Here is a 26,009-nt window from a genome sequence, read left to right as displayed (position 1 = left end):
AACATTTTATTGAACGAAAAAAATTAATCTATTGGACTAACATTTAAGTTCAAATCTTCAAAATATTTTATACGATTAGGTATCGTTTTATTAATTGTACTTTTAAGATCTTCAGATATTCTGTCTGATCGATATGTGACAGCTAAATACATTAAAAAGCTTTCTGCTACGTCTTCCCTTTTGGGATTATCGCGAGCATAAGTAGAAATAAAAGTTCCGTCTGCTTCTTGAGCGGCTAACCATCCAGAAGCTTCGGCATGATCTGCATCTAGTGATATATGACTTCCTTCATGTACAAGTGTTTCTTCTAAAATACCATTTGCTTCATAGTCTAAACCTTGCTCTGTATGAATAAGAAAGTTGTTGTTTCCACCGCCAAAGGCTTCATTTCCTTTATGAATCCAAACGGTCTTTGCATAATTTCTTATCGCCTTTGGTAATCTTCCAATCACTTTTGCGTACTTATCTGCTTCTATTTCTGCCAATTCTTTCGTTGAAAATTTTGGATTTACTTGAACTTCTAATGCTAAACCATCACTAAAAGTAACATCAAACAAAAAGCATTCTTCTTATTTTTAGTTATAGCAAATAATTAATTCAATAATTGTTTTTACCTAAACAAAGCTTTTAAAAGTTATTTGCAAACAATTGAAAGTTTTTTAACTTTTAGCGATAAACATTAATTCTAAAATTCAATTGTAAAACTTAATACATAAACGATGATTATGTCGTTATCAATAATTACAAAATTGATTACAGGGGTAAAATTAATTCAGTTTTTACAAAAAATACGATGCTCATTTATTCATGAACAATACTATATTATCCAATTTGGTATTTTAACATAATATGACGAATAGTATTTGTGTATATTTACTGCTGATTTTATAATTAATGAAAGTTTTACCTTTTAAGATACCAAAGCCAGAACAAGATGCTCTTGCCTTAGAAATTAATCGTAGTCAATCCTTTTATGATAAACTTCACCAACATGAAGAAATTCAAGTAAGCCTAATTGCAGAAGGTGAAGGCACACTTATTGTTGGCGATTCTGTGAACTATTATTCTAAAAATGACATATTAGTTATTGGAAGCAATATTCCACATGTATTTAAAAGTGATACTGATGCTTCAAAAGTATCGTATATGATAACGTTATTTTTTACTGAAGATTCATTTGGCTCACATTTTTTTGAACTGGAAGAGTTAAAAGAGTTACAGTTGTTTTTTAAACATGCTAAACACGGGTTTAAAATAACATCTCAGCAAGAAATAATGAAAGAGCTATTTTTTCAACTTGAAAAATCAACAAAATTTAAACGTTTTATCATACTTCTTCAACTTTTAAAATTAACATCAGATTCAAACTTTACTAGTTTATCATCTTTTATTTATGAAAAAAAATATACCGATAACGAGGGAAAAAGGATGCAGAATATATTTGAATATACTATGAATAACTTTCAAAAAGAAATTTCATTGAATACTATTTCAGAAGTTGCTAATATGACAAAAAATGCTTTTTGCAAGTATTTTAAAAAACGAACTAACAAAACCTATGTTCAGTTTTTAAACGAATTGCGTATTGAGCATGCATGTAAATTATTACTATCAAACAAAGACTTATCTGTAATTCAAATAGCAGAACAAGCAGGGTTTAATAATATGTCTAATTTTAACAGGCAATTTAAAAACTTAAAAAATACTAGCCCTTCGGAATTTAAAAAGACCTATTAGGTTTTTTTAACGTAATCTGTTATAATTACTATTTGCTGTGCTCCTACTTTTCCCTCTATATATTTATCATTTTCGCGGTCTAGGCGAATATTTCTAACTGCGGTTCCCTGTTTAGCAACCATACTCGACCCTTTTACTTTTAAATCTTTAATAAGAACTACTGAATCTCCAGCATTTAAAACTACCCCATTAGAGTCTCTATGAATTATTTTAGCCGATTCGTCTTCATGCTCTCCAGTTGCTCTTGCTAAAACCAAAGCTTCATCGTCTAAGTACATCATGTCTAATAAATCTTTTGGCCACCCCTCATTACGAAGCCTTTGTAGCATTCTCCATGCCATAATTTGCACAGCCACGTGTTCACTCCACATACTATCGTTTAAACAGCGCCAATGATTTGGATTCATTTCTACGTCACCATTTATTTGATCTAAACAAGTGCTGCATGCTAAAATATCGTTAGCCACATTTTCGTTTAACGAGGGCGGGATAGTGTATTGCTTTAAATTTTTGGCTGATGAACATAATTCGCAGGAATTATTGCTTCTGTCTTTTAAGGTTTGAAATACGCTCATTAAATACTATTTTTTAGCTCATACAATGATACACTTAAAATGTAGTTCGTACAAATTGATAATTTTATATCTATTATACATTTTGATAAAATTCTGTTAGTTCTAAGTGATTTACTTTATTACTCAAAAGGCACGGTGGCTTATATTATAAAAAAGGATACCATAATTGGTATCCTTTTTTAATTTTACTTTTAATAAAACTACTTTGAGAGTTCATGCAACCACATATATAAATAATCGGCGTGACCTTTAAAATATTTTTTTAGTGCCTTACCATCTTCTTCTGTTAAGGCTTCTTTCATTAGTTCTCCATTTCTATCAAACATTTTTCCTAAATCGTGTATTGAATCTATAAAAATAGCTTCAACAAAATCTCTTCTATCTGAACCCCAATTATGTCTGTTCGGGTAATACGCTTTAATGTATTCGTTTTTATTAATCACGTCTTCACGAATTTTCTTGTAAATAGCATTATACTCTTCCATAGTTCCATCTTTTGGAAATGCCCACTTATTTTTTCTTAAGTACACAACCATATCCTTTGTAGGTTTTTCAGTCATGTGTTTTGCACCATTCATGGTTACCATAATTTCATCAGAGTGATAGGTTGAATAAGCAGAACCTAACTTCTCTAGGAAAGCCTCTCTAGCTTCTTCATCTGGCCATGCTTCTTTTTCTAGTTCAGCATTACGTGCAGCTGCTTTATCTATATCTTCCCAAGTAGCGTAGCCTTGTACATATACAATTTCATTACTGTTTTCTGTAAACAAATGTGTGTGATACGCTGCATGTAAAATGTGTTCGTTTTTTCGAGTCACTTTTTCCATGTATTCTTTCTCGGCAGCTTTCCATTCATCCATAGTACCCTCGTAATCCTTAGCCCAATACATGGTAGTAGCTGATATGTAAGTTGGTCCTTCTTTGGCTTCATCTTGAGCTAAAATTACAACTGGACTAAGTAGAAAAAATAATACTACAATAGCGGTAAAAAATTGATTGGTTGTTTTCATAATCTGTTAAAATTTTAAAGTTAATATAATGGTTAATTAATCTTGTCTTTAAAATTTGGGGATTCTTTTGACTATGCTACTAATCAATTTATTTAAGGAAGTGAATAGTAAATATACAAAAAAATGAAGTTTTATTCCTTTTTATATAAAATTTATAGTGACCCTAAAGTAACTCTTAATTTTTTAGGCATCCCTTTTACAACCATTTCATAAGAATGATCTATAAGTTCTAATACAAACTTTGGTTGTAACTCACCTTCATGAAGATATATGGTGTTCCAGTGTATTTTACTCATATGATAGCCTGGACGGATACTTGAATATTCTGCTCGAAGTTCTTGAGCATAATCAGGATTACATTTTAAATTAATACCTGCTTCGCTTCGTTCCCACCATTTTAAAGATGTTAACGCAAACATTTTACCAAGTACTTTAAAAACAAGCGTGTCTTCATCGAATGGAAAATCTTCAGTAGTTCCTTTTTTACTCAAACAATATTCTCGAATTTGCTCTATGTTCATTTTAAAAGCTCTTGCTTCTTAGCATCTATTTTTAAAGCTGAATAATCTAATTGCCATCCTATAGTTTCAACAATGGTTTCCATAAGTAAAATAGTTTCTAAAGCTTCTTTTTGAGCAACTTGAATTAATCCGCTTTCTGGTATTTTATCTTGAATATGAATTTTTGCTTCATTATGCAAATCGGTTAAGTCGGTCGCTTCAAATTTATTGAACAAACCATCCGACTTATCGTAATAATTCAAATTGGTTTCAATTGAAAGAATCTCAGGTTCCGGAAAATGCTCTAAAATAATTCTCCTTCTATTTACATCAGATTTTAATTCAATTTTAGACAAATCATACCCTACATGCGCCTTCGCATTAATAATTACCAACGCCTTTTTTTTACTTGAAATTAGTTTTAGAAAACGTGCCTTTACATCCTCATAATGATATATTTCGGCAAAATCGCCTTCTACCGTTATAAACTTACAAACCTTTTTTATTTTGTTTAGTAGCAGTACCGATTGCGAATTTACAAGCTGTTTTTTCTTTATCGATTTTAAATAAGTTACAATACCCAAACTCACTAAAACTCCTATGATGATTCCTAAAAAAGCTTCCATATTAATCTATAATTTTATATAAAATTGGTTTACTAGGACTTGCATCATTTTCAAAAGGAGCTATTTGAATATTAACAAAATAAGTTCCATCTATTACATTGTTTGGTACATAAATAAGCTCGGTTATAGTTGCATCCATTCTTAATTTTCCTGTTATATTCCAAAAAGCATTGTGCGCCAATAGTTGACATTCGTCTTTTTCTTTGTCAACACTGGGTAAATCAATTAACAAATGTTTTACCTCTTTTTCTCGCAAATAAATAGCTGCTTCTTCAAGCAAATATGTTGGGTTTGTATTGGAATATTGAGCGCTTATTTTTTCATCCAAATTGGGAATGGTTCGAATAACAATTGCTTCTCTTTTTTTATTACCAATTGCGAATTGAAGTTGTTTTTTAGAAATTACAGAATCGCCATTTAACCTCTCTGGCGCGACAGTAATTAATTCTGCCAAAAAGAAAAACTGCTTCAAATTCTGATTGATAGAATGTACTTTTTCTGTTATATGACCAACACATTCGGTATGTGTACCATGTGCATGTGGATTAAAAAAAATATTATTAAAATTTACACAAGCTCCCTCTTTAATACTTGCAGTCCATTCACCATCTTTTACTGGTTTAATTTTTGGTTCTTCAATATACCATGCATTTACATTGCTTTTGGAAGCCCTTAATGGCATGGAAATATCCAATGGTTTTGATAAGTCTATTTTTAGTTTTCTTGAATTGTATTGTATTATAGCAATCATATTCCCAAATATAATCAAATCATAAATAGTTCGGAAGCAATGCCATCAACTAAAAATTTTCCCTTTTGAGTAGTTATTAACTTCTCTATGTTATTATGATTCTCGTCAATTTCACTTGAAGTAACTAGTAACCCATTATTTATGAACTTTTTTGCAGTCTTATTTAAATACTTAAGAGACTCATTGCCAAAATCGTTTTGAATTTTATTTAGTGAAACCCCCCAAATGGTTCTTAGTCCCGTCATAACATACTCGTTATACTGATCTTTTTTTGAAAGCGTTTCTACTGTATTTGGCAATTCATTATTTTGAATACTTTTAATATATTTTGCGTTGTTTGCCACATTCCAACTTCGCTTATTTTGGTTAAATGAATGTGCCGAAGGGCCAATACCTATATAGGATTTACCTTGCCAATAGCTCGTGTTATGTTTTGAAAAGAAATTGGGCTTTCCAAAATTTGAAATTTCATAATGTACAAAACCTTTATCATTTGTTTTTTTTACTAAATGATTAAAATGTTTTAATGCCAAAGCTTCATCAATTGGTGGATATTTACCACTATTAATAAAAGAATCTAATGCTGTTTTTGGTTCTACCGTTAAAGCATAACTTGAGATATGATTTACACCAAAACTAAAGGCCATTTCTAAATTGGTATTCCATTTTTCTAAACTCATATTTGGTATACCGTAAATAAGGTCTATTGTAATATTATCGAAATGTTTTGTAGCCACAGACAACGAATTTTTAGCCTCTCCTGATGAATGAGCGCGGTTCATACTTTTTAAATCGTCATCAAAAAAGGATTGAATGCCAATACTTAATCTGTTTATTTGCGTATTTGTTAATTCGATTATTCGTTTATAAGAAAGGTCGTCTGGGTTAGCTTCTAGTGATATTTCTGGATTATTACCAACTTGGTAGTTTTTGTAAACAGTACTAATCAATACACTTAATTCTTCATTAGTTAATAGAGAAGGTGTCCCTCCACCAAAATAAATGGTTTCTATGGTTTGGTTATTTAATTCTTTTTTCCTGAGTTCTAATTCTTTTATTAAAGCTTGAACTAGCTCATCTTTCTTTTTTAAAGATGTTGAAAAATGAAAATCGCAATAATAACATGCTTGTTTACAGAATGGTATGTGGATGTAGATGCCGCTCATTTAGTTATCAGTATTCAGTTGCAGTTCGCAGCCTAATTTATTATTAATAAAACTGCTCATAGATGTGGTTAAAATTGACGCTAAATTTTGTTTGTTATAATTCTAAACCAAAAAGGAGTAATAAAACAATTCTTAAATAAATCATATTAATAATTTAAAAGTAGATTCCTGTATTCGCAGGAATGACAACTAAACAAATCAACTTTTTGTAACCTTATCTTCATTTTGTTTCACAAAAGCACTCCATCCAGAATAGCTTTTACCAACCGTAACTTTGCCAGAATTATAAAAATGACAAACGGCAGCCGCTAAACCATCAGTGGCGTCTAAATTCTTCGGTAAAGTTTTAAGATTTAATAAACTTTGTAGCATTTTAGCAACCTGCTCTTTACTCGCATTACCATTACCTGTAATTGCCATTTTTATTTTTTTTGGTAAGTACTCTGTAATTGGTATTTGTCTACTTAAGCCTGCTGCCATAGCAACACCTTGCGCACGACCAAGCTTCAGCATACTTTGTACATTCTTTCCAAAAAAAGGTGCTTCAATTGCAATTTCGTCTGGATGATGTGTATCGATAAGTTCAATAGTACGCTCAAATATTAGTTTCAATTTTAAATAGTGGTCACTATATTTTTTTAAATCCAGTTCATTTAATTGCACAAATTGCATAGACTTACCAACTACTTTTATAAGTCCGAACCCCATAATGGTTGTTCCTGGGTCTATCCCTAAAATAATACGTTCTTTAGTCATCTTGTTCGCAATAATAACAACCGCTTAGTGAAATAGAAACGCCAATTGTTATGGTTAATAAATCTCCGTTGAAAGATCCAAAACCTTCTGAAATTGGATCAAAACCATCTGAAAACGCATACATATATGATGCATCTAAATACATTGACAGTTTATCGGAGATACCATAATGGAATTCCATACCACCCATAATATTTAAAAATGATACATCATTTTGCCCAAAATTCCCTAATGGTTTAATCATTGAAAATCCAGGGCCAGCATGTATAAAGGTTCCTATGCGAGATGGTAAAAAACTCAGTATTCGACTAGTGTCGTAAACTAGTTGAGCATTTATTCGTGAATAATTAAGCTTGAATTCTGGCGTTGCATCTTCGTTTGAAATTCGGCTAAAACTATAATCTAATTTTGCGCCTAAATTCCGCTTAAACATATATTGTAAACCTAAGTTAACAGTTGGGAAATTTAACGATTTCCCTTCAAAACCATCCACAAAACCATCACTAGATGGACTATTAACTCCCAGTGCTACTTGAGCCTTAAAAGTACTGGTGTCTCTTTGAGAAAATCCAGAAAATCCAATTATAAAGAAGGTTAAAATAAAAATTGTAAGCTTATAGGTACTAAAATTTGAGGTCATAACATTTATAATGATTTAATTTGTAACTCTATATGCAAAACGCGTTACTATACAAATCTAAACAATTCTTTCTTGTACTTGTTAAAATGAGTATTGTTGTTTGTGCTTTTTATTTTATAATACATAAATTAAAAACTAACACCCAACTTGATTTTTCTATTTTTACTGATTTTTTGTTTAAAAATGATGATTTTTCACTAAAAAACATTGGTTTTCTACTCTTTTTAACCATATTTAATTGGTTTTTCGAAATCTTAAAATGGCAACATTTAACCTTTATTGTAAAAAAAATTACATTTTTTGAAGCACTAGAACAATGTCTTGGATCTCTTACAGCTTCATTGTTTACACCTAATAGAGTTGGAGAATATGGTGCAAAAGCTATGTACTACAGAACAGGTTATAGAAAACAGATTGTATTGTTAAATTTAATAGGAAACATAATGCAAATGGCTACTACTTCTATCTTTGGAGTTATAGGTCTTATTCTTTTTGCTTACCATTATGAATTACTAATAAATCATACAAACATTATAATACTTGTGGCTGGCGTATTATTAACAGGAATTATTATTCGTTTTTTTATTAACAAACTGTCATTTACTATCCGAGGCTATTCGTTAAAAAAAATTATAGATTATATTTTAAATTTATCAAGGGATTATTTATTTAAAGCATTTACTTTCTCAATAGCTAGATACATTATATTTTCATTTCAGTTTTATTTTCTATTGCTAATTTTTAAAGTGAATTTAGACTATTTTGATGCCATGGTTCCTATTACAACAATGTATCTATTAGCATCTATTATTCCATCCATTTTTATTTTAGATGTTATTATTAAAGGGAGTGTGGCAGTTTACTTATTTGCATATTTAGGTGTTAATGAACTCATTATTTTAAGTATCATAACGATTATGTGGTTGCTTAATTTTGTGCTTCCAAGTGTTTTTGGAAGTTATTATGTCCTAAAATTTAAACTCCCAAAAGACATCGTTAAAATATGATATTTGCTTACTTAATCATCATCATTTTATACCTGATTGTTATTGGAAGTTTCGTTTATGGTTTTAATAAAGTAGCCACGTTTCATTTAAAGGATATAACACCCAAAACAACTTTTTCAGTCATTATTCCTTTTAGAAATGAAGCTGAAAATTTACCTGTTTTATTAGAGTCAATAGCTTTATTAAACTATCCGAAGGGCATGTATGAAATTATTTTTGTGGATGATGCTTCTGAAGATGAATCCACAGGAATTATTGAAAACGTTATCGATACAATCTCGAAAAAAAATGAAAATACTGGGACAAACATCAGGATAATAAAGAATGAGCGACATACAGACTCGCCAAAAAAAGATGCTATTACCTCGGCTATAAATAAATCTAAATACCATTGGATAGTAACCACAGATGCCGATTGTATTCTGCCAAAATATTGGTTAGACAGCTTTGATGAGTTTATACAAAATACCCAGAGTAAATGCGTCGTAGCCCCAGTAAAATATATTACAAAAAATCGTTTTTTAAATAGGTTTCAAACGCTAGACATTTTAAGTCTTCAAGGTGCTACCATAGGTGGTTTTGGGATACAAAAACCTTTTTTGTGTAATGGTGCTAACTTGGCTTATAAAAAAAAATTATTTCTTAAATTAAACGGTTTCCAAGGTAACACTACTATTGCTAGTGGAGATGACATTTTTCTACTAGAAAAAGCCGTTAAAGCTTACCCAAACCAAGTAAATTATTTGAAATGCGAACAAAGTATTGTTTGTACAAAAGCCCAATCTAGTTGGTCTTTACTTATTAGGCAACGTATACGATGGGCATCAAAAGCTAAAGCTTATAACAACTGGTTTAGCAAGCTTACTGGACTAATTGTTCTTGCTATGAATGGTTTAATAATAAGCACATTTACACTCATGCTTTTTAACGAGATTAGCCCGAAAGTATTTTTGTATATTTTAATTATTAAATTTAATATCGATTTCTTTTTAATTTATAAATCGGCTACATTTTTTAATCAAAAAGGAGTGCTAAAGAGTTTCTTTTTTAGCTTTATTATATATCCTTTTTTCACTGTTTATATTGCCTTTATATCATTATTTAGAAGTTACAAATGGAAAGGTAGGGTCTTTAAAAAATAGCCCGAATCTCATTTATTTTTAGTAGATTTACAAATACCCAAAACTTAAAATAGCATGAAAAGACTTTTCCTCTTACTGCTAATCTTAATAATTAACTCCCAAAGCATCTTAGCTCAAGAAAGTTATATGGTTAATGGCGAAACATTAATTTTAAAACTAGAAGTTGAAGGTGATTTAGACTTACTTTCTTTAAAACTAGAAGATAGCTACCGCTTTTTCATTAAAGACAACGATGAAAACTTAACAGAGTTAATTAACACCAAAGACGAAGATGACACCTACTTCAATGAGTTCAGAGAGACTTTAAGCGATTTAACAAAAAGCTCTAATATGTCTACAGACGAAGTTGGTTTTAGCCGTTATAGCTTAAAAAAATTTATTAAAGCTTATAACTCCACTGGGCATGCAAGGTACGCTTACACAGATGAAAGAGTAAAAACTCAAGTACGATTGGGTATATTTGGAGGTATTACGAATCATCCTTTTATCGAAAATCTAAACAATACCAAAGTACCATATTTTACTGTTGAATTAGAAGCATTTGAAAAAAAGGAATTGCCAAGACAATCTGGTTTTTTTAGTATTGAGCATGCTTTAGAAAGTGACGATTTCCAATATGTTTCAACTGTTCTTGCGTTAGGATACAGGTATCGCTTTATAAATAAACCAAAATTTAATATTTACGTAAATTCACAATTTGCGACCTATACTATTTCAAAAAATACTATAACGGTAGATGACAGTGAAATGATTATTAAAAGTAATGCCTTTAGAGTTCCTTTTATCTTCGGAATAGGTAGCGATATAAAACTGTCTGACTCCAGCGTAATTTCCTTTATTTACAATGAACTATTCTCTGCGTTTGTTGATAATAGTGATAATTTTCCAATAAATTTTGCTGCTGGATATAAGTTTAACCTATAATGAATTTACTTCAAAAAACATCTAATCCTGCTTTTACCAATTATTTTTTTTATGAAGAAAATAACACGCCAAAAACAATGACCGTTTCTGGTGTTTTTCTTAAATCATTAGCTTCAATTAGTATTATTGTTATTATTTCTATAGGGATTTGGAAACTTCATGGTGATGGAATAAACGTAAAATGGTATTCCATGGGTGGTTTGTTGGCGTCAATTATTATTAGTTTAATAATTTCTGTTAGGCAACATTGGGCACATATATTAGTTCCATTATACGCTATAGCAAAAGGTTTTTTTCTTGGAAGCATATCGGCATATGCACATGCTAAATTTCCTAATTTCCCATATCAAGCTATTGGTATAACTATTGTTACTTTTGTTGTAATGCTGCTACTATATCAAACACGAATTATTGTAGTTACCAAAAAACTTAGAAGCGTTATAATTACCGCTGTAACTAGTATATTTATGATTTATATTATTTCATGGATATTAAGTTTCTTCGGGATTAAAGTTTTTATTTGGGGCACCTCTTGGCCTGCTATAATTTTTAATATACTGGCCGCTATTTTTGCCTCGTTATCATTCTTGTTAGATTTCGATTTTATTGAACGACATAAAAACAAATCTCCAAAATATAAGGAGTGGCTTGCTACTTGGGGCCTTTTAGTTACACTAGTTTGGTTATATGTTGAAGTTTTAAGGCTTATGAAAAAGTTGGCTATTAGATTTTAACAATCTTACTTAACGTTAATAATTATTGGCAACTTGAATTCTGTTTTAACTTGCTGCCCACGCTTAGTAGCTGGAAATATTTTAGGTAGTGAATCTAAACTTTTATTGAGTAAATCTAAAATATTCGGTATTTCTGCACTTGTAAGTGAGTCTACTTTTACATGCATAAGTGCTAAATCGCCCGTTTCTGAAACTATAAATTCAAGACTCAAAGTATCATTAATATCTTGTGTGACAATTATAGTTTCTTTTAGCAAACTAGTCATTATATGCATTCTTAAAATACGCTCAAAACATAGCTTTCCAGCCAACTTAGTTAATATAGAGTCACACGCAGAAAAACTGGGATAAGCATCTACCTCGTTCCAATTAAACGTTTGCAATTCTTCTTTTAAAATGGCTTCGGAAGATGTTTTTTTTACATTAAAATATTCACAAGAAACAAGTGATAAAAAAAATATAAAAATTAAAAAATACCTCATGATTTTAACTGAAACCGAAAAGTACAATTTTTTTAGGTTCTATAAAATCTAAAAAAGAAAAACCGAAGTTATCACTCCGGTTTATAAATAACGAAAGAAGTTTAATTCTTTGTTTTTTCTTCTGCAATTTCAAATATAATTGGCAAAGAATAAGGGACATTTACTTTCTTTCCTTTATGCTCTCCTGGTGTAAATTTGGGGAGTGTTTTAATAACTCGTATAGCTTCATTTTCTAATTGAGGGTGAGGTGCTCTGGCTCGAACATCTTTAATATTACCTTCTATATCTATTTTAAAAATAACATTAATACGCTGTCTACCTGATAATTCTAATTCATTAGCCAGCTTTACATTAAAATTCGAGTTAACATGTTTTGAAACATTCATTGCCATACATTTCTTTTGTTCATCTGCTGGTGAGTTTTCACAACCAGGAAATAGAGGCACTTGATCTATAACTCCAAATGGGACTTCATTTGCATTAGGGTTTAAAACACCCTCAACAACCTTCCATTGTCCTATTTCTTTTCCATTAATTAGTTTAAAGAGTTCTGCTTTATCAGCTTCACTAACAACTCCTTTATTCTCTTTTATCATTGATTTTAGTATTTCTATTTGATTTGAAATAGATAATTCTTTTTCATTAGTTTGACTAGAACATGAGGTATAAACTAACATTCCAAATACCATTGGAATTAACAATGAGTACTTAACTAAATTAATCTGTTTTGATTTTGATTTTTGTAACATAACGATTCGTTTTTTGATTAATGATTTTTTAAAAAATGGATTGATGAATGAAATATTTTTAGTCTCAAATACTTGAGATAATAAGTTCTGATAATATTGGTTTTTACTCTGATTTTTTACGGCTTGTTCGTCTGCAATAAATTCATGAAGCGACATGATTCTGTTTTGACACATATAAACTAGCGGGTTAAACCAAAATAGAATTCTTAAAAACTCGAAAAATAATAAATCCAATGTATGCCTTTGCTTTGCATGAACTTTTTCATGCCTTAATACAGCTTCTTTTTCTTCCTGTTTAAGATTATCTCCTAAAAATATATAGTTAAAAAAAGAGAACGCCGTATTGCTCCCAAATAAACTAACGATATACAAATTACCGTCCTTTTGTTTTGGATTACGATATAGTAATATCAAAATTTTGACCAGTTTAAAAACGAAAAACAAAGCCGCTATCCCTAAACCCAAATAAAAGAGTAGTTCCCATGACCAAAATGATTTATTAGCAATCACTATAGGTGATAATTGAATTGAATTTACTTCAGCTTGGTTTGTTGCGCCGATAATAATTTCTGGCAAACTGATAATGTATTCTTGAGAAATCACGTTTTTCAAACTATTTAATTTAATAAACGGAATTATAAGAGATAATAATGCTGTACCTAATAGATAGATTCTATTCCAATTAAAAAATGTTTCCTTTTTTAAGAACGCATCATATATTATTAAAAAGAATAATTGAAATGCTATGGTTTGAATTATATAATGTAACATACTACTAATCTTTTTTATTAATCTCTTTTAACACAGACTCTAAATCTTTAATATCCATATCGTTTTTCTTTACAAAAAAAGACACCATACTTTTAAAAGAACCTTGAAAGTAATTATCAACCAGTTTATTTATAGACTGATTACTATAGTCCTGCTTTTCCAATAGCGGAAAATAAACATGTCCTTTGCCTGCCTTTTCATAATCAACAAAGCCTTTGCTTTCTAGAATTCTAACAATTGTTGATACTGTATTGTATGCAGGTTTTGGCTCTGGAAGTTGTGCTATAATTGCTTTTACATTGGCTTTTTTTAACTGCCAAAGAATTTGCATAATATCCTCTTCAGCCTTAGTAAGTTGCTTCATTTTTATTAGATTTTCTTATTCAACTAAACTTTTAGTTCAACAAATATAACTAAAAAATTAGTTTAAACTAATTTTTTAGTTTAAAAATGTAACATTTGGCATAATATTTAGTCTAAGCTAGTATATAACTTAAACATATTTATGGATATCATTTTAATTATCATTGCAGCACTTATGATGCTTTTAGGTATTATAGGTAGTTTTTTACCTGTTTTACCTGGGCCACTTACTAGTTGGATTGGTCTTTTAATTTTGCATTTTACAGATACTATACCAATGAACAAGCCCTTTTTAATTATTACATTAATAATCGCTATTCTTATATGGTTATTAGATTATGTAATTCCTGCTATTGGCACTAAGCGCTTTGGAGGTACGAGATATGGCATGATTGGCACTACTATTGGTTTGATTGTTGGTTTGCTTTTACCTATTCCTGGTGGAATAATAATTGGACCTTTTGTAGGAGCTCTTATTGGTGAGCTTATAAATAAAAACGATTCTAAAGTGGCTACTAGAGCTGCTTTTGGATCTTTTATTGGTTTTTTAACTTCAACTTTTATAAAGTTTGTAGTAGCAATAATCTACTTAGGGTTATTTATAGGTATTATTATAGAACACGCTAAATGATATAAAAAGAAGAGCCCTGTGGGTCTCTCACCTCCACAGGGCCATTGTAAATTGCTATTATCAACAAATAATTTGAGGGATTAACTAAATTGAAGTGTTGACGAAGTTAAAAATAGTAGTTTTTTTTATCTTTTAACTGTGGAAAAACCGTAATAGTGTTACGGTTAAATGGTAGTATATAGGAATAACAACCTTTTTCGTCGAGAAAAAAAATGAATTAAATTGAATATTTAACAAATAAGGACTTTTTGTGATTAATTTTTAAACAAAACCTTTTTTTCTAGCCTCATTTAACAAGGTTTCGTCTTGACCATCTTCAATTTCGAATAAGTCTTTAAGTTGTTTTTTTCGTTTTTCAACTGCGCTTAAAGACATATCTAAATGAGAGGCTAAATTTTTAGTTTTCACTCCTTGAGATAATAGATGTAATATCTTTCTGTTTTTTTCATCTATAACAATATCACTGGTTATAGTTTTTCTTATATGACTATTTACGGTACCACTATAAAATGGTGGATTATACAAAACAGCTTGAAATGCACTAGCTAATTCGCTGGAGGTTAAATCACTTTTTATGAGAAACCCTTCTGGGTCTATGTTCTTAATGATATTATGAATTCTGAAAGACTCATTAAACATGGTTAAAATAATAACCTTTGCATTTGGCAATACCTCTCTAGCATATTCTGCCAAATCTTCACCAGAACTCATCGCACCATCTGTTGAAGGAGGCAGACTTATATCAACAAATAAAACATTATAAGGCATATTTGTTTCAACCGATTTATTCATAAAAGCAACAGCCTCGTCGCAATTATTAGCAATATCTATTTTTAGTTCTTGATTGTCTTTCTTTGTGAATTGTAAGGTATTTTGATACCCCTCAATAATCATGGGATGATCATCAATCATTAATATTTTAATATGCTCGGTCATAATTTTTGTTAGAGTATTGGGACTTCTATGCTAACTTGTGTTCCTTTTTGTTTTTCTGATGTAATCTCTATTTTTCCATTTATTTCTTTAATTCTAGCATTCATGTTTTTTAAACCTATGCCAGACTTCGCTTTGTTTGCATCAAACCCAGATCCATTATCTTCAATGATTAAGCAAATTACATTATTTTTTAATTTAAAACTAATTTTAACATATGTTGCATTAGCATGCTTATAGATATTGTGTAAGGACTCTTGTAGCAATCTGTAAATATGAATTTTCTTTTTGTTTGAAACATTATCCCAATTTATGGTTTCGGCGTAATCTATTTTATACTCTAATTTATAAGCATTAGTTTGCGTTTCTATCAAGGTTTTTATAATATCTATAAATCCAGAACCTGACACAAAATCGGTATTTAACTCATGAGATACTTTTCTAATATCTTGCTCAATCGTTTTTAGTTCATCAATATATTGACCTCTCGTTTTAATAGCTTCTGGAGAAGGGTTCATGTTTAAGCTGTCTAAGCTTAATCTGGTTCCAAATAAACGTCCCAAAACACCATCGTGCAATTCTTGTGAGATACGCTGTTTTTCTAGAGTTCTTGCTTCCTCTATGCTTTCGTTTTGGGAGAGCATCAAGTTATAAATTTCTTCATTAGCTTCTTGCTGCTTTTGCACAAACTGGAGCTCTTTATTTTTATTTCTTTGATTGATTATAACATATATTAAAAAAGAAGCGATTATAAGCACAATTGAAATTATTAGAAGCCATAGACGTTCTCTTGCTATTTGTATGTTTTCTTCTTCAATCTTTGCTGTTTCGTATTGAATTCTGGTGAACTTATTTCTTATTGATCTTTCATTTTTTATTATACTATCATTAAGCTTAATGTAAGCGTCATAATATTTTACAGCAATACTATCATCTTCAATCTTAGACAAAACTAATAATGACTCTAAAAGATCATCAGTGAAATTTGGCTCAGCAATTTCTTTAGCGCGATAAGCATAATATTTTGCTGAATCTTTTTGTTTAATATGATTATAATATTCAGCCAAGTGTTGATTGATTACAATTGACTTATAATCATCCCCAATGCTTTCACAGATTTTTAAGGCTTTCAAAAATAGATTGGGTAGCTGGCTATTTTTATTCGATAAAAAAAGATTATACGCGTAATTATCTAAAACTAATGCATAAAAACCTGGACGTTCATTAATCAAGTTTTTATTCTCTAAAATCTGAAGATAATAGTCATTGGCTAAAGTATATTGTTCTGAACTATTATATACATTAGCTAAATTATTTTTTTGCCCATCAATTAACGCATTATTTTCCCCTTGCAATTGACTTAATAAGTTTAAGGCTTTTAAGTTATAATCTATAGACTCATCAAACTGGCTGAGTTCCTTAAACAAGATCGCAAGATTATTATAAAAATAGGATTTATACCTTTTGACATTTTCAGATTCATATAATTTATCTAGCAGTGTTAATCCATTTATTGAAGTTAATTCACTACCTGTATAATCTTTATCATTTTTTTGAAGAAGGGCTATATCCAAAAGCACAACAGCTCTATTGTAGTTGTCTTTAAGACCTCTATATAACTTCTCTGCATTATTATTATAGTAATAAGCACTATCAATAGATTTATCATAGTAATAATAACCTAAATTCTTGTTAATCAAAGCCAATAAAGTAGAATCATTAATTTTATTCGCCAATTTCAACCCAGAATGGCCATAACTTAGAAACAATTTATCATTCCCATTATCCAAATAGAAACTAGACAATGCTATATTACTTTTTATTATAAGAGAATCTATATTATACTCTTCAGAAAGTTCTTTAGCTCTTAATAAATTAACTAAACTCGATTCAAAATCATTATCAGCTTTCTTATTTACATTAGATAAATAAAGATTAATACTGTCAATAACTATGTTAGTCTTTTCTTGAGAAAAACAAACAGATGAGAATAATAGTAATAGAATAAAAAATTTATGTTTCAATACAATCGAAATATTATTAATCAAATGTATCTATAATTTTTTAATTTTATTAAAACAGAATGCCCCTATCTTATGATAGAGGCATTAATATTTTTTAATTTAAGGTTATATTTTATCTATGCACAACATCTCCATTTTTATAAATAACTTGAGTTTCGTCTTGTAACACATCATCTTCATTTAAGTCTTGCTTAGTACATGATGTTAAAGCTGCAAAAAAAACAGCAAATAGTAATGTAACTTTTAGGGCTTTCATATTATTCGATTTTAAGGTTAAACTTATTTTTTCTAATTATTAAATATTAAAATTCTATCTAAGAGGCTTTGAAAATCAAAACCTTAGACGAGGGAAAAAATGGATAATTAACTTTAAAATCGAACGCATAAAGGCGTACAGATTTTTTTTATTTTAAACTTTGAGGGAATCTGACTTTACAGTCAAAAAATGGATTAATTTTCTTAACTCGCTGAGGGGAAAATAATAGTGCTCGCTAAGAGGTTACTAAACTAGGTTAATGAGACTTTCAGGATAGAATATAATCGATGAAATGCATTTTTTATCGATTAAAAGTATCGACGAACGGTAATACGGTTAATTTCTTACAAAAATAGTTATTCTCTTCCTATTAGAACTTTACCCTATTTTGTGGTAAAATAAATTTATTGTTTCAAAGTAGACTTATTATTAACCAAAGTTGTTTTAACTATTTTGGTTTTAAAGTCTATTTCTTCATCGTACTTTTTTTCTAATCTGCGAATAAGTAAATCGGCTGCATTAGCACCAATTTGTTTTGCATGTTGCCTAATAATTGTCAATCTAGGAATTGAGTGTTCTGACACAGATTTACTTGCAAAACCAATTACTGAAACATCCTTAGGAACTTTAAGACCTTTATTTAATGCCGTATTAATAGCAATTATACCTGAGGAACTATCTGCAGCAATAACCCCATCTATATTTTTATGCTTTTTAAAAAAGGATTTTATTTTTTGTTGGTTGTCATCCTTTTTGTTAAGCTTTAAAACCAGTGGTTCCTGAATCGCTTTTTCTAAAATTGCTTTATTATAACCTCGTTCTCTTAACTTTCCAACGCTTATATCATCAATCCTACTAATAAAGGCTATGTTTTTTCTATGCTCTGCAATCAAACTATTTGTTGCTTTGTATGTTGCATCAAAATCATCAACAATTACCTTATCACATAAAACATCATGAGCAACTCTATCAAACATAACAATAGGTAGTCCTTTTGCAATTGTTCTCTTAAAATGGTTTATTTCATTTTTAATTTGTGACTCTTCAGCAACACATAAAATAAATCCGTCTACACTTCCATTTGCTAATAAATCGAGTGCTTCTTCTTCTTTTTCTAGAGATTCGTTAGAAATACATGTAATAATATTATAACCTCGTTGAGTGGCTTCTCTTTCTATACCAAAAAGTACCTTTGCCAAAAAGTGATTCAAGATATCTGGAATAATAACCCCTATTGTTTTAGTCTTGTTTTGCTTTAAGCTTAGGGCAACTTTATTAGGTGTATAGTTATACAATTTAGCAAGTTCTTTAACACGCTTTACTGTATCTTCTCCTATTTCTTCACTATTATTTAAAGCTTTAGAAACTGTAGATATAGAAACATTTAATTCTTTTGCTAATTGTTTTAAAGTAACCATTTTAATTATTCAATATTTAAAAGCTATGCAATTTACAAAAATACCTGTTGTAATTTACGTTGTAGAAGAAAAATAGAAACATCAAAATTCTAAGAAACAAGGAGACTGTCTAAAAAGTAACAATTACTATGTCATTACGAGAAATTTTGATTTCGAAGTAATCTCACAATCAACAACTTGAATTTGAAAGATTCCTTCACTTTGTTCGGAATGACACCTTTTTAAACAGCCTCTTAATAAATTTAAGCTTTTTATATCATTAGTTAACGAACAGATTTAATAATATTTAAAGCATGCTTAACATCCTGTTCAAGCTTTTTATAATCTTTATTAGCTATAATAGCTTTTGATATAAGTTTTGACCCCATACCCACACAAGTAACACCAGCATCAAACCATCCTTTTAGATTTTCTTCAGTTGGTGAAACACCCCCTGTTGGCATTATACTTGTCCAAGGTTGTGGCCCCTTAATTCCTTTTACAAATTGTGGTCCATAAATATCTCCTGGGAATAGTTTTACAATTTCACACCCTAGCTCTTCGGCTCTAGCTATTTCGGTTAACGAACCACATCCTGGAGACCATAATACTTTTCTTCTATTACAAGCGATTGCAATGTCTTCTCTTAAAACGGGTGTAACTATAAAGTTAGCACCTAGAGCCATATATAAGGACGCTGCTGCGCTATCTGTTACTGAGCCAACTCCCATAATCATTCCTGGTAATTCTGCCACGGCATACTTAGTTAATTCTCCAAAAACTTCATGAGCAAAATCGCCACGTGCTGTGAACTCCATTAATCGAGCACCTCCATCGTAACAGGCTTTTAACACCTTTTTACTAAGTTCTATATCCTGATGAAAGAATAAAGGAATCATTCCAGTATCTTTCATTGCTTGAGCTACTTCTATTCTTGTAAACTGTGCCATTTTATTTTAAATGTTTATTCGTTAAGTCTTAAGTCGTAAAGTTGTTAAGCTGTTTTATCTCCTAAACGACTTAAGACTTAACAAATAAACTTATATATTATCTTGCTACACGTCCAGAGGCATCACCGCCCATTAATTTTTCAACTTCTGCAACAGTTACCAAGTTTGCATCACCTTTAATTGTGTGTTTTAAACAAGACGCCGCTACTGCAAAGTCTAATGCATTTTGGTCGTCTTCTGGATATTTTAATAATCCGTAGATTAAACCTCCCATAAATGAATCTCCACCACCTACTCTATCGACAATATCTGTAATTTGATATTGACGCGTTTGGAATAATGTTTTTCCATCATATAAAACGCCTGCCCAAGTGTTGTGCGAAGCTGAAATAGAACCTCTTAATGTTGTAATTACTTTTTTTGCTCTTGGGAATTTCTCCATCATTTGCTCACAAACCGATAAGAAAGCTTCTGCCTTTACGTCATGACCTTGAGTCTGAACAGTAATTCCTTCTGGCTTAATACCGAAATGCATTTCTGCATCTTCTTCATTTCCTAAAACGATATCACAATACGAGGTTAATTCTGTCATGACAGCTTCTCGATGATTTGCATTACAATACTTCCATAATTTGGCTCTATAGTTTAAATCTGTAGAAATAGTTATTCCTCTTGAACTTGCTGCTTTAACCGCTTCTAAGCAAACATCGGCAGCGCCTTGAGAAATTGCAGGTGTAATGCCCGTCCAGTGAAACCATTCGCAGCCTTCAAAAACTGCGTCCCAATCAATCATACCTGATTCAATTTCTGCTATTGCAGAATGCGCTCTATCATACACTACTTTAGAACCTCTTGATACGGCTCCAGTTTCTAAAAAATAAATTCCTAAACGATCTCCACCCCAAACAATTTTATCTACCCCAACACCTCTTTTACGCATTTCCATCATGGCACATTCGCCAATATCGTTTTTTGGTAAGCGTGTTACAAAATCTACGTTTACTCCATAATTTGCCAAAGAAACTGCCACGTTCGATTCTCCTCCTCCATAGATTGCATCAAAATTATTGGCTTGCGAAAATCTCAAGAAACCTTGTGGCGCCAATCTTAACATGATTTCTCCAAATGTTACTACTTTACCCATTTCAGTTATTTTATTTAATAATTAATTATTTGCTTAAACGTTTAACCATAAATCTCAAAAAACAATCAAAATATTATTAAACCAATACTATTTTGATTATAACGAATAAGGTTTTATATTTGTTTAAACGTTTAAGCAAATATATAAAAAATTGGTAAAAAAAAAGAAAACAACCATAAAAGATATTGCTAATGTCTTAAACATCTCGCCGGCTGCAGTTTCTAAAGCACTTCATGATGATTCTAGAATAAGTAAAAAGACTAAAAAAGCTGTAAAACAAGTTGCTAAAAATCTAAACTATCAACCAAATCATCTAGCAAGTGCGCTTCGTAGAGGAAAAAGCAACCTAGTAGGAGTCATTGTCCCCCGTACAAATAGCCATTTCTTTTCTTCTGTCATTCAGAATATGGAAGAAATTTTAAATAATGAAGGCTATAATATTATTATTACCCAATCGAGCGAATCTTTTAAAAAGGAATGTAACAATATTGATACCTTATTATTTACACAGGTTGATGGCATTATTGCATCAATGGCTAATGAAACAGTAGATTTGCAATATTTCGAAAAAATTAAATCTAAAGGCATACCGCTTATTTTATTTGACCGAGGTGAAAATGATTTGAATGTAGATTATATTGGGATTAATGATTATGATAGTAGCCATATGATTGTTGAGCATCTTGTGCAACAAGGTTGTAAACGTATTGCTCATATAGGCGGTTATAAACACACGCGTATTTTTAATAATAGAATTCGAGGTTATGTTGATGCCTTAAAAAAACACAATCTTCCTCTAGATAATGAGCTGCTTCTTGAAAGTAGCTTAACCACCGAGGATGGTCGAGAAAAAATGTTGCAATTATTAGCACTAGAAAACAGGCCAGATGCTGTTTATGTAGCTGGAGATTATGCTGCTTTAGGTGCTTTACAAGTTTTAAACGAAAGAAATATAAAACTACCACAAGACATAGCTCTTGTAGGCTTTGGAAATGAACCATTCGCTGCTATGGTGACACCATCTATAACAAGTATTAATCAGCACAGTGCTGAAATAGGTAAGCAAGCGGCCAAAGTATTTTTAGAACACGCTAAAAAAGATACCGTTAATCAATCCTTAAATAAAATAATTTTGAAAGCGGAATTAGTTATTAGAGATTCTTCTAGATTGAAATAAAATTGAATTATTACTGCCTAAGACAATTAATAGGCTTATTTTCTATAGCAACAAAAGCTATTTACTTTATCAAAATCTTAAAAATTACTATATTTATAACATCCTTTCTACTTTGTTAGTTTTCCTAAGTTATTTTTTTTTAACCAACCAATACATAAGAACATGAAAACTAAAGTATTATTCATTACACTGCTTGCATCGATTTTAATTATTAATTGTTCTCAAACATCAAAAGATGTAACAAATGAAATTGTAGAAGCTAATAAAGTTTTTGCTGAATTTTTTAATGCGCATAATGGAAAAGCCATTGGTGAGCTTTACACGGAAAACGGAAGATTATTCCCTGCTAACAGTCCAGTAATTGAAGGACGAGAAGCTATAGGTTCCTTTTGGAATGGCGTATTTGGTATGGGAATTGACCATGCGACTTTAACCACGGTTCATGTTGAATCTTACAAAAACACGGCTATTGAAGAAGGTGCGTACAATCTTTTTGATGCCAGTAATAATAAGTTAGACGAAGGCAAATACATTATTATTTGGAAGAATATTGATGGTAAATGGCATTTAGACAGGGATATATTTAGCTCTAACATTCCATTACCAGCACCACAGGAAGAAGAACCATCTTCTTCTGAAAACCAAGACGAAGAGGAGAAATAGTATAATATTAAAAAAGGGAAGTCAAGAACTCACCAGACATGTTTTGTTATTAAAGCAAAAACCTTGTTAACCAAAGAGCTTTTTCAAGAGGTTCTTTAATCTTTTTAACTTATGACATCAACAAAAAACACTGCAGCTGAACCAACACTCCTTTTCATTCCTGACATAAGTGGCTTCACTAAATTTGTACACGAAACCGAAATATCTCATAGTGAACATATAATAAAAGAACTATTAGAAACGCTTATTGATGCTAATGAAATTGATCTTGAAGTTTCAGAAATTGAAGGTGACGCTGTGCTTTTTTACAGAAAAGGCAGAAAACCTACCGCCGCCGAAACCCTTGCTCAAGTGCAACGAATGTATGTTAAATTTCATCTTTGCTTAAGAAAATATGAATCCCAAAGAATATGCCAATGCGGTGCTTGTATAAATGCTAATAGTTTAAGTTTGAAATTTATTATTCATTATGGAAACATTTCTGTTAACCAAGTAAAGGAAAGATCTAAACTATTTGGAAAGGATTTGATTGTTGCACATCGCCTTATGAAGAATGATATCTCCTTAAAAGAGTATGTTTTAGTTACTAATCAACTTATGAATGCGTGTTCAACCTGGGTTGAAGTTGATCATGTCGCCTGGGAAAAACCACAAAAAGGACAAGACGAATATGATTTTGGTGCAATAAAATACTGTTACTTATCATTAACTCCCTTAGAATCACATATTCCTGAACCCACTTTAGAAGATTATGTTCCTGATTCAAAAATGAGTAAAATACTCGCTGTAGAATCTACCATAAATGCCCCAATAGAATTGGTTTTTGACATTGTTTCAGATGCTCATGCAAAACATCTTTGGGTGCTTCATGTTAAAGGCAGCGATAAAACAAATAGTGAGATTACTAAAAACGGAAGTACACATAGATGCATTATGAATGGTGATGAAAACGATCCCTTCTTAACATCACATAATTTTGATATAACCAAAGACTTTATAACTTGGATTGATACAAATCATACAGGACAATCAGATTTGATTATAACTCTTCAACGCATAGGAAATAATCTTACCAGAATCAATTTAACTGCGATGCAAAAGCAGAACCTTATTAAAAAAATGATTTACAATTTATTTTATAAGAAAGGTTTTGTTCAATTTTATAGCGGCTCTTTAGATAAACTTGATCAGTATTGCCAAAGTTTAAGAGCTTCAGGGAAAAAGCATTCTTCTGGTATTCTATTGGAACCAGCAACCTAAACTATGATATTTGTAGTTAAAGGATAGAAGTTGCAAAGTTCCTTTTAAGAAAATTAAAAGCACAAATGTTCAAAATTAATTTATGTGATTTGTCATATTCCTTATATTTGAATTTAAAAAAATAAAATTATGATTTTAGGAGTATCTGAATGGTTAAGCGGTAAATTAGGATGGAAAACATCACATATTCGTATTGCTTTTGTAGTATTAGTACTGGTATTTGGAGCTGGTATTGGGCTTTATTTAATTCTTTGGTTGGTTAAAATGTTTTCTAAGTAAAATTTTATAAGCTCCTAATATAAATTGTTCATCACTATTTAAGTAGTTAATAGAAATTGACCGAACATAAATCGCTCAAAAACAAAAAAGCATCCCAATTTTCTATTAAGAAAAAAGGAAAGCTTTCCATTGGCTACTAAGCTAACTTAGTAGACTACATCACGCTTTTGGCGTGAACAACACAACATCTTAATACTAAAAAAGCCCTAATTTCTCAGAGCTTTTTAGCAATCTTGCGGTCTGGACGGGACTCGAACCCGCGACCTTCGCCGTGACAGGGCGACATTCTAACCAACTGAACTACCAGACCGTTGCATTATTGCGGTTGCAAATATACACGCCTTTTTTTATATGTCAAATCTTTTTAGGTCTTTTTTCAACATTTTTCTAAGCAAATTTTTGGCGCTCTACCATATAGGTAGTAAGTATTGAATTAAAATTTTTATTTATATCTGCCTCAACATATTTAATCTTGTATTGCGCACATTTTAAACGTAGTACTGTAAAATAATTAGTAACAGCATCATTATAACTTTCTTTAATGTTATCTGCGTATAAATTAATGTATTCACCAGTTTCTACATCAATAAAACGCTTTGGTTTATTATCAAAATCGAAATTCAATTCTTTGGCTTTATCAAACACATGAAACAAAATCACCTCATGTTTATTATATTTTAAATGCCTTAGTGCTTCAAATAACTTCACCTCATCTTCCGAAGTCTGAAACATATCCGTAAACAAAAAAATCATAGAACGTCTATGAATCTTTTCTGCTATTTCATGCAAGTATTTATACGTTTCAGTTTGCTTATTTACAGGTTTCGATACAACGGCATCACTCAAATGATTCAACAACATTTGATGATGACGCTCACTCCCCTTCTCTGGCGCATAATAATCATAATTATCACTATAAATACTTAAGCCAACCGCATCACGCTGCTTTTTCAAAATTTGCATTAAAGACGCTGCTGCCAACACCGAAAATCCAACTTTATTTAAACTATCAATAGAAAACGTATCCAATTTCGGATAATGCATCGAGCTACTATTATCTAAAATAATATGACAACGCAAATTCGTTTCATCATCATAGCGCTTCGTATATAGCTTATCCGTTTTGGCAAACAATTTCCAATCTATATGTCGCGTACTTTCTCCTTGATTATAAATCTTATGCTCAGCAAATTCCGCAGAAAACCCATGAAACGGACTCTTATGCATTCCAGAAATAAACCCCTCAACCACCTGTTTTGCAAGTAGCTCAAGATTTTTAAACCCTTCTGCTTTATTTAGTTCAGTTTGTAAGTTCATTTTATAAAAAGATGCTAAACCATTTCGTTATTAGAATCAAAAAAC

At 30.7% G+C, this 26,009-nt stretch carries 29 protein-coding genes and 1 tRNA gene; 10 read left to right on the top strand and 20 right to left on the bottom strand.

The annotated features are described in order from the left end of the window. Window positions 1-23: 23 nt before the first annotated feature. On the bottom strand, window positions 24-557 hold the full coding sequence (locus tag Q0739_RS05695; protein ID WP_298237745.1) for a hypothetical protein: 534 nt from the start codon (window positions 555-557) through the stop codon (window positions 24-26). A 337-nt stretch (window positions 558-894) separates the two neighbouring features. On the opposite strand from Q0739_RS05695, the gene Q0739_RS05690 reads away from it, so the two are divergent. After that, window positions 895-1,737 carry a helix-turn-helix transcriptional regulator gene (locus tag Q0739_RS05690; protein WP_298237744.1) on the top strand — a complete coding sequence of 281 codons (843 nt, stop codon included), beginning with the start codon at window positions 895-897 and terminating at the stop codon, window positions 1,735-1,737. Here the strand turns inward: Q0739_RS05690 and Q0739_RS05685 are convergent. The 8 genes from Q0739_RS05685 to Q0739_RS05650 form a co-directional block, all read right to left on the bottom strand. Beyond that, window positions 1,734-2,312 carry an alkylphosphonate utilization protein gene (locus Q0739_RS05685; RefSeq protein ID WP_298237743.1) on the bottom strand — a complete coding sequence of 193 codons (579 nt, stop codon included), beginning with the start codon at window positions 2,310-2,312 and terminating at the stop codon, window positions 1,734-1,736. The genes Q0739_RS05690 and Q0739_RS05685 overlap by 4 nt on opposite strands. A gap of 200 nt (window positions 2,313-2,512) precedes the next feature. Then, window positions 2,513-3,322 carry a hypothetical protein gene (locus Q0739_RS05680; RefSeq protein ID WP_298237742.1) on the bottom strand — a complete coding sequence of 270 codons (810 nt, stop codon included), beginning with the start codon at window positions 3,320-3,322 and terminating at the stop codon, window positions 2,513-2,515. 152 nt (window positions 3,323-3,474) lie between these two features. Next, window positions 3,475-3,843 carry an MmcQ/YjbR family DNA-binding protein gene (locus tag Q0739_RS05675; protein ID WP_298237741.1) on the bottom strand — a complete coding sequence of 123 codons (369 nt, stop codon included), beginning with the start codon at window positions 3,841-3,843 and terminating at the stop codon, window positions 3,475-3,477. Beyond that, entirely contained in the window at window positions 3,840-4,448 is a 609-nt protein-coding gene (locus tag Q0739_RS05670) for a DUF4230 domain-containing protein (RefSeq protein WP_298237740.1), read from the bottom strand. Before Q0739_RS05670 ends, Q0739_RS05675 begins: the two co-directional genes overlap by 4 nt. Before the next feature lies 1 nt (window position 4,449). After that, on the bottom strand, window positions 4,450-5,199 hold the full coding sequence (locus tag Q0739_RS05665) for a cyclase family protein (RefSeq protein ID WP_298237739.1): 750 nt from the start codon (window positions 5,197-5,199) through the stop codon (window positions 4,450-4,452). 14 nt (window positions 5,200-5,213) lie between these two features. After that, window positions 5,214-6,365 (bottom strand): radical SAM family heme chaperone HemW, encoded by a 1,152-nt coding sequence (gene hemW, locus Q0739_RS05660; protein WP_298237738.1) that lies wholly within the window; start codon window positions 6,363-6,365, stop codon window positions 5,214-5,216. A 198-nt stretch (window positions 6,366-6,563) separates the two neighbouring features. Continuing rightward, window positions 6,564-7,121 (bottom strand): crossover junction endodeoxyribonuclease RuvC, encoded by a 558-nt coding sequence (gene ruvC, locus Q0739_RS05655; protein WP_298237737.1) that lies wholly within the window; start codon window positions 7,119-7,121, stop codon window positions 6,564-6,566. Then, window positions 7,114-7,761, bottom strand: coding sequence for an outer membrane beta-barrel protein (locus Q0739_RS05650; RefSeq protein WP_298237736.1), 648 nt, complete (start codon window positions 7,759-7,761; stop codon window positions 7,114-7,116). The genes ruvC and Q0739_RS05650 overlap by 8 nt, the downstream gene beginning before the upstream one ends. Before the next feature lie 32 nt (window positions 7,762-7,793). Between Q0739_RS05650 and Q0739_RS05645 the strand changes: the two genes are divergently transcribed. The 4 genes from Q0739_RS05645 to Q0739_RS05630 are packed head-to-tail and all read left to right on the top strand — an operon-like array spanning window position 7,794 to window position 11,568. After that, on the top strand, window positions 7,794-8,768 hold the full coding sequence (locus tag Q0739_RS05645) for a hypothetical protein (RefSeq protein WP_298237735.1): 975 nt from the start codon (window positions 7,794-7,796) through the stop codon (window positions 8,766-8,768). After that, window positions 8,765-9,910 carry a glycosyltransferase gene (locus Q0739_RS05640; protein ID WP_298237734.1) on the top strand — a complete coding sequence of 382 codons (1,146 nt, stop codon included), beginning with the start codon at window positions 8,765-8,767 and terminating at the stop codon, window positions 9,908-9,910. The genes Q0739_RS05645 and Q0739_RS05640 overlap by 4 nt, the downstream gene beginning before the upstream one ends. Before the next feature lie 54 nt (window positions 9,911-9,964). Further along, on the top strand, window positions 9,965-10,834 hold the full coding sequence (locus Q0739_RS05635; RefSeq protein WP_298237733.1) for a hypothetical protein: 870 nt from the start codon (window positions 9,965-9,967) through the stop codon (window positions 10,832-10,834). Next, window positions 10,834-11,568: a Bax inhibitor-1/YccA family protein gene (locus Q0739_RS05630; RefSeq protein WP_298237732.1), complete on the top strand. Its 735-nt coding sequence runs from the start codon at window positions 10,834-10,836 to the stop codon at window positions 11,566-11,568. Before Q0739_RS05635 ends, Q0739_RS05630 begins: the two co-directional genes overlap by 1 nt. 5 nt (window positions 11,569-11,573) lie before the next feature. Here the strand turns inward: Q0739_RS05630 and Q0739_RS05625 are convergent, their stop codons facing one another. The 3 genes from Q0739_RS05625 to Q0739_RS05615 form a co-directional block, all read right to left on the bottom strand. Then, entirely contained in the window at window positions 11,574-12,050 is a 477-nt protein-coding gene (locus Q0739_RS05625) for a hypothetical protein (protein WP_298237731.1), read from the bottom strand. A 101-nt stretch (window positions 12,051-12,151) separates the two neighbouring features. Next, the gene (locus Q0739_RS05620) at window positions 12,152-13,570 is read right to left on the bottom strand and encodes a M56 family metallopeptidase (RefSeq protein ID WP_298237730.1); all 1,419 of its coding nucleotides are present in this window, start codon (window positions 13,568-13,570) and stop codon (window positions 12,152-12,154) included. 4 nt (window positions 13,571-13,574) lie between these two features. Continuing rightward, window positions 13,575-13,934 (bottom strand): BlaI/MecI/CopY family transcriptional regulator, encoded by a 360-nt coding sequence (locus tag Q0739_RS05615; RefSeq protein WP_298237729.1) that lies wholly within the window; start codon window positions 13,932-13,934, stop codon window positions 13,575-13,577. A 141-nt stretch (window positions 13,935-14,075) separates the two neighbouring features. Here Q0739_RS05615 and Q0739_RS05610 point away from each other — a divergent pair, with 141 nt between their 5' ends. After that, entirely contained in the window at window positions 14,076-14,564 is a 489-nt protein-coding gene (locus Q0739_RS05610; RefSeq protein ID WP_298237728.1) for a DUF456 domain-containing protein, read from the top strand. 261 nt (window positions 14,565-14,825) lie between these two features. Here the strand turns inward: Q0739_RS05610 and Q0739_RS05605 are convergent, their stop codons facing one another. The 6 genes from Q0739_RS05605 to Q0739_RS05580 form a co-directional block, all read right to left on the bottom strand. Next, window positions 14,826-15,500: a response regulator gene (locus Q0739_RS05605; protein WP_298237727.1), complete on the bottom strand. Its 675-nt coding sequence runs from the start codon at window positions 15,498-15,500 to the stop codon at window positions 14,826-14,828. A gap of 8 nt (window positions 15,501-15,508) precedes the next feature. Continuing rightward, the gene (locus Q0739_RS05600; RefSeq protein ID WP_298237726.1) at window positions 15,509-17,521 is read right to left on the bottom strand and encodes a sensor histidine kinase; all 2,013 of its coding nucleotides are present in this window, start codon (window positions 17,519-17,521) and stop codon (window positions 15,509-15,511) included. Between the two features lie 112 nt (window positions 17,522-17,633). Further along, a complete protein-coding gene (locus Q0739_RS05595; RefSeq protein WP_298237725.1) occupies window positions 17,634-17,777 on the bottom strand; it encodes a hypothetical protein in 144 nt (47 codons plus the stop codon). Window positions 17,778-18,181: 404 nt separating this feature from the next. Further along, entirely contained in the window at window positions 18,182-19,195 is a 1,014-nt protein-coding gene (locus Q0739_RS05590) for a LacI family DNA-binding transcriptional regulator (protein WP_298237724.1), read from the bottom strand. 263 nt (window positions 19,196-19,458) lie between these two features. Beyond that, entirely contained in the window at window positions 19,459-20,124 is a 666-nt protein-coding gene (locus Q0739_RS05585) for a bifunctional 4-hydroxy-2-oxoglutarate aldolase/2-dehydro-3-deoxy-phosphogluconate aldolase (protein ID WP_298237723.1), read from the bottom strand. A gap of 97 nt (window positions 20,125-20,221) precedes the next feature. Beyond that, window positions 20,222-21,268 (bottom strand): sugar kinase, encoded by a 1,047-nt coding sequence (locus Q0739_RS05580; protein ID WP_298237722.1) that lies wholly within the window; start codon window positions 21,266-21,268, stop codon window positions 20,222-20,224. A gap of 151 nt (window positions 21,269-21,419) precedes the next feature. Between Q0739_RS05580 and Q0739_RS05575 the strand changes: the two genes are divergently transcribed. The 4 genes from Q0739_RS05575 (at window position 21,420) to Q0739_RS05560 (ending at window position 24,647) form a co-directional block, all read left to right on the top strand. Continuing rightward, a complete protein-coding gene (locus Q0739_RS05575; RefSeq protein WP_298237721.1) occupies window positions 21,420-22,445 on the top strand; it encodes a LacI family DNA-binding transcriptional regulator in 1,026 nt (341 codons plus the stop codon). A 162-nt stretch (window positions 22,446-22,607) separates the two neighbouring features. Beyond that, a complete protein-coding gene (locus tag Q0739_RS05570) occupies window positions 22,608-23,108 on the top strand; it encodes a DUF4440 domain-containing protein (protein WP_298237720.1) in 501 nt (166 codons plus the stop codon). A gap of 111 nt (window positions 23,109-23,219) precedes the next feature. Then, the gene (locus tag Q0739_RS05565; RefSeq protein ID WP_298237719.1) at window positions 23,220-24,368 is read left to right on the top strand and encodes a DUF2652 domain-containing protein; all 1,149 of its coding nucleotides are present in this window, start codon (window positions 23,220-23,222) and stop codon (window positions 24,366-24,368) included. 129 nt (window positions 24,369-24,497) lie between these two features. Then, window positions 24,498-24,647: a PspC domain-containing protein gene (locus tag Q0739_RS05560; protein WP_298237718.1), complete on the top strand. Its 150-nt coding sequence runs from the start codon at window positions 24,498-24,500 to the stop codon at window positions 24,645-24,647. Window positions 24,648-24,883: 236 nt separating this feature from the next. On the opposite strand, the gene Q0739_RS05555 is transcribed toward Q0739_RS05560, so the two are convergent. Then, window positions 24,884-24,957 (bottom strand) — tRNA-Asp (locus Q0739_RS05555). Between the two features lie 77 nt (window positions 24,958-25,034). Next, window positions 25,035-25,964, bottom strand: coding sequence for a DUF58 domain-containing protein (locus Q0739_RS05550; protein ID WP_298237717.1), 930 nt, complete (start codon window positions 25,962-25,964; stop codon window positions 25,035-25,037). Window positions 25,965-26,009 lie beyond the last annotated feature (45 nt).

Source organism: uncultured Algibacter sp. (assembly GCF_947487605.1).
In the GTDB taxonomy this organism is placed as follows: domain Bacteria; phylum Bacteroidota; class Bacteroidia; order Flavobacteriales; family Flavobacteriaceae; genus Algibacter_D.
The sequence above is the reverse complement of the archived record's forward strand: the minus strand, read 5'-3'. Positions and strand labels throughout refer to the sequence as shown.

Excerpts from the sequence above, each read along its gene's own strand:
- Q0739_RS05690 (WP_298237744.1), top strand. The coding sequence starts at position 895 with ATGAAAGTTTTACCTTTTAAGATACCAAAGCCAGAACAAGATGCTCTT.
- Q0739_RS05685 (WP_298237743.1), bottom strand. The coding sequence starts at position 2,312 with ATGAGCGTATTTCAAACCTTAAAAGACAGAAGCAATAATTCCTGCGAA.
- Q0739_RS05680 (WP_298237742.1), bottom strand. The coding sequence starts at position 3,322 with ATGAAAACAACCAATCAATTTTTTACCGCTATTGTAGTATTATTTTTT.
- Q0739_RS05675 (WP_298237741.1), bottom strand. The coding sequence starts at position 3,843 with ATGAACATAGAGCAAATTCGAGAATATTGTTTGAGTAAAAAAGGAACT.
- Q0739_RS05670 (WP_298237740.1), bottom strand. The coding sequence starts at position 4,448 with ATGGAAGCTTTTTTAGGAATCATCATAGGAGTTTTAGTGAGTTTGGGT.
- Q0739_RS05665 (WP_298237739.1), bottom strand. The coding sequence starts at position 5,199 with ATGATTGCTATAATACAATACAATTCAAGAAAACTAAAAATAGACTTA.
- hemW (WP_298237738.1), bottom strand. The coding sequence starts at position 6,365 with ATGAGCGGCATCTACATCCACATACCATTCTGTAAACAAGCATGTTAT.
- ruvC (WP_298237737.1), bottom strand. The coding sequence starts at position 7,121 with ATGACTAAAGAACGTATTATTTTAGGGATAGACCCAGGAACAACCATT.
- Q0739_RS05650 (WP_298237736.1), bottom strand. The coding sequence starts at position 7,761 with ATGACCTCAAATTTTAGTACCTATAAGCTTACAATTTTTATTTTAACC.
- Q0739_RS05645 (WP_298237735.1), top strand. The coding sequence starts at position 7,794 with ATGCAAAACGCGTTACTATACAAATCTAAACAATTCTTTCTTGTACTT.
- Q0739_RS05640 (WP_298237734.1), top strand. The coding sequence starts at position 8,765 with ATGATATTTGCTTACTTAATCATCATCATTTTATACCTGATTGTTATT.
- Q0739_RS05635 (WP_298237733.1), top strand. The coding sequence starts at position 9,965 with ATGAAAAGACTTTTCCTCTTACTGCTAATCTTAATAATTAACTCCCAA.
- Q0739_RS05630 (WP_298237732.1), top strand. The coding sequence starts at position 10,834 with ATGAATTTACTTCAAAAAACATCTAATCCTGCTTTTACCAATTATTTT.
- Q0739_RS05625 (WP_298237731.1), bottom strand. The coding sequence starts at position 12,050 with ATGAGGTATTTTTTAATTTTTATATTTTTTTTATCACTTGTTTCTTGT.
- Q0739_RS05620 (WP_298237730.1), bottom strand. The coding sequence starts at position 13,570 with ATGTTACATTATATAATTCAAACCATAGCATTTCAATTATTCTTTTTA.
- Q0739_RS05615 (WP_298237729.1), bottom strand. The coding sequence starts at position 13,934 with ATGAAGCAACTTACTAAGGCTGAAGAGGATATTATGCAAATTCTTTGG.
- Q0739_RS05610 (WP_298237728.1), top strand. The coding sequence starts at position 14,076 with ATGGATATCATTTTAATTATCATTGCAGCACTTATGATGCTTTTAGGT.
- Q0739_RS05605 (WP_298237727.1), bottom strand. The coding sequence starts at position 15,500 with ATGACCGAGCATATTAAAATATTAATGATTGATGATCATCCCATGATT.
- Q0739_RS05595 (WP_298237725.1), bottom strand. The coding sequence starts at position 17,777 with ATGAAAGCCCTAAAAGTTACATTACTATTTGCTGTTTTTTTTGCAGCT.
- Q0739_RS05590 (WP_298237724.1), bottom strand. The coding sequence starts at position 19,195 with ATGGTTACTTTAAAACAATTAGCAAAAGAATTAAATGTTTCTATATCT.
- Q0739_RS05585 (WP_298237723.1), bottom strand. The coding sequence starts at position 20,124 with ATGGCACAGTTTACAAGAATAGAAGTAGCTCAAGCAATGAAAGATACT.
- Q0739_RS05580 (WP_298237722.1), bottom strand. The coding sequence starts at position 21,268 with ATGGGTAAAGTAGTAACATTTGGAGAAATCATGTTAAGATTGGCGCCA.
- Q0739_RS05570 (WP_298237720.1), top strand. The coding sequence starts at position 22,608 with ATGAAAACTAAAGTATTATTCATTACACTGCTTGCATCGATTTTAATT.
- Q0739_RS05565 (WP_298237719.1), top strand. The coding sequence starts at position 23,220 with ATGACATCAACAAAAAACACTGCAGCTGAACCAACACTCCTTTTCATT.
- Q0739_RS05560 (WP_298237718.1), top strand. The coding sequence starts at position 24,498 with ATGATTTTAGGAGTATCTGAATGGTTAAGCGGTAAATTAGGATGGAAA.
- Q0739_RS05550 (WP_298237717.1), bottom strand. The coding sequence starts at position 25,964 with ATGAACTTACAAACTGAACTAAATAAAGCAGAAGGGTTTAAAAATCTT.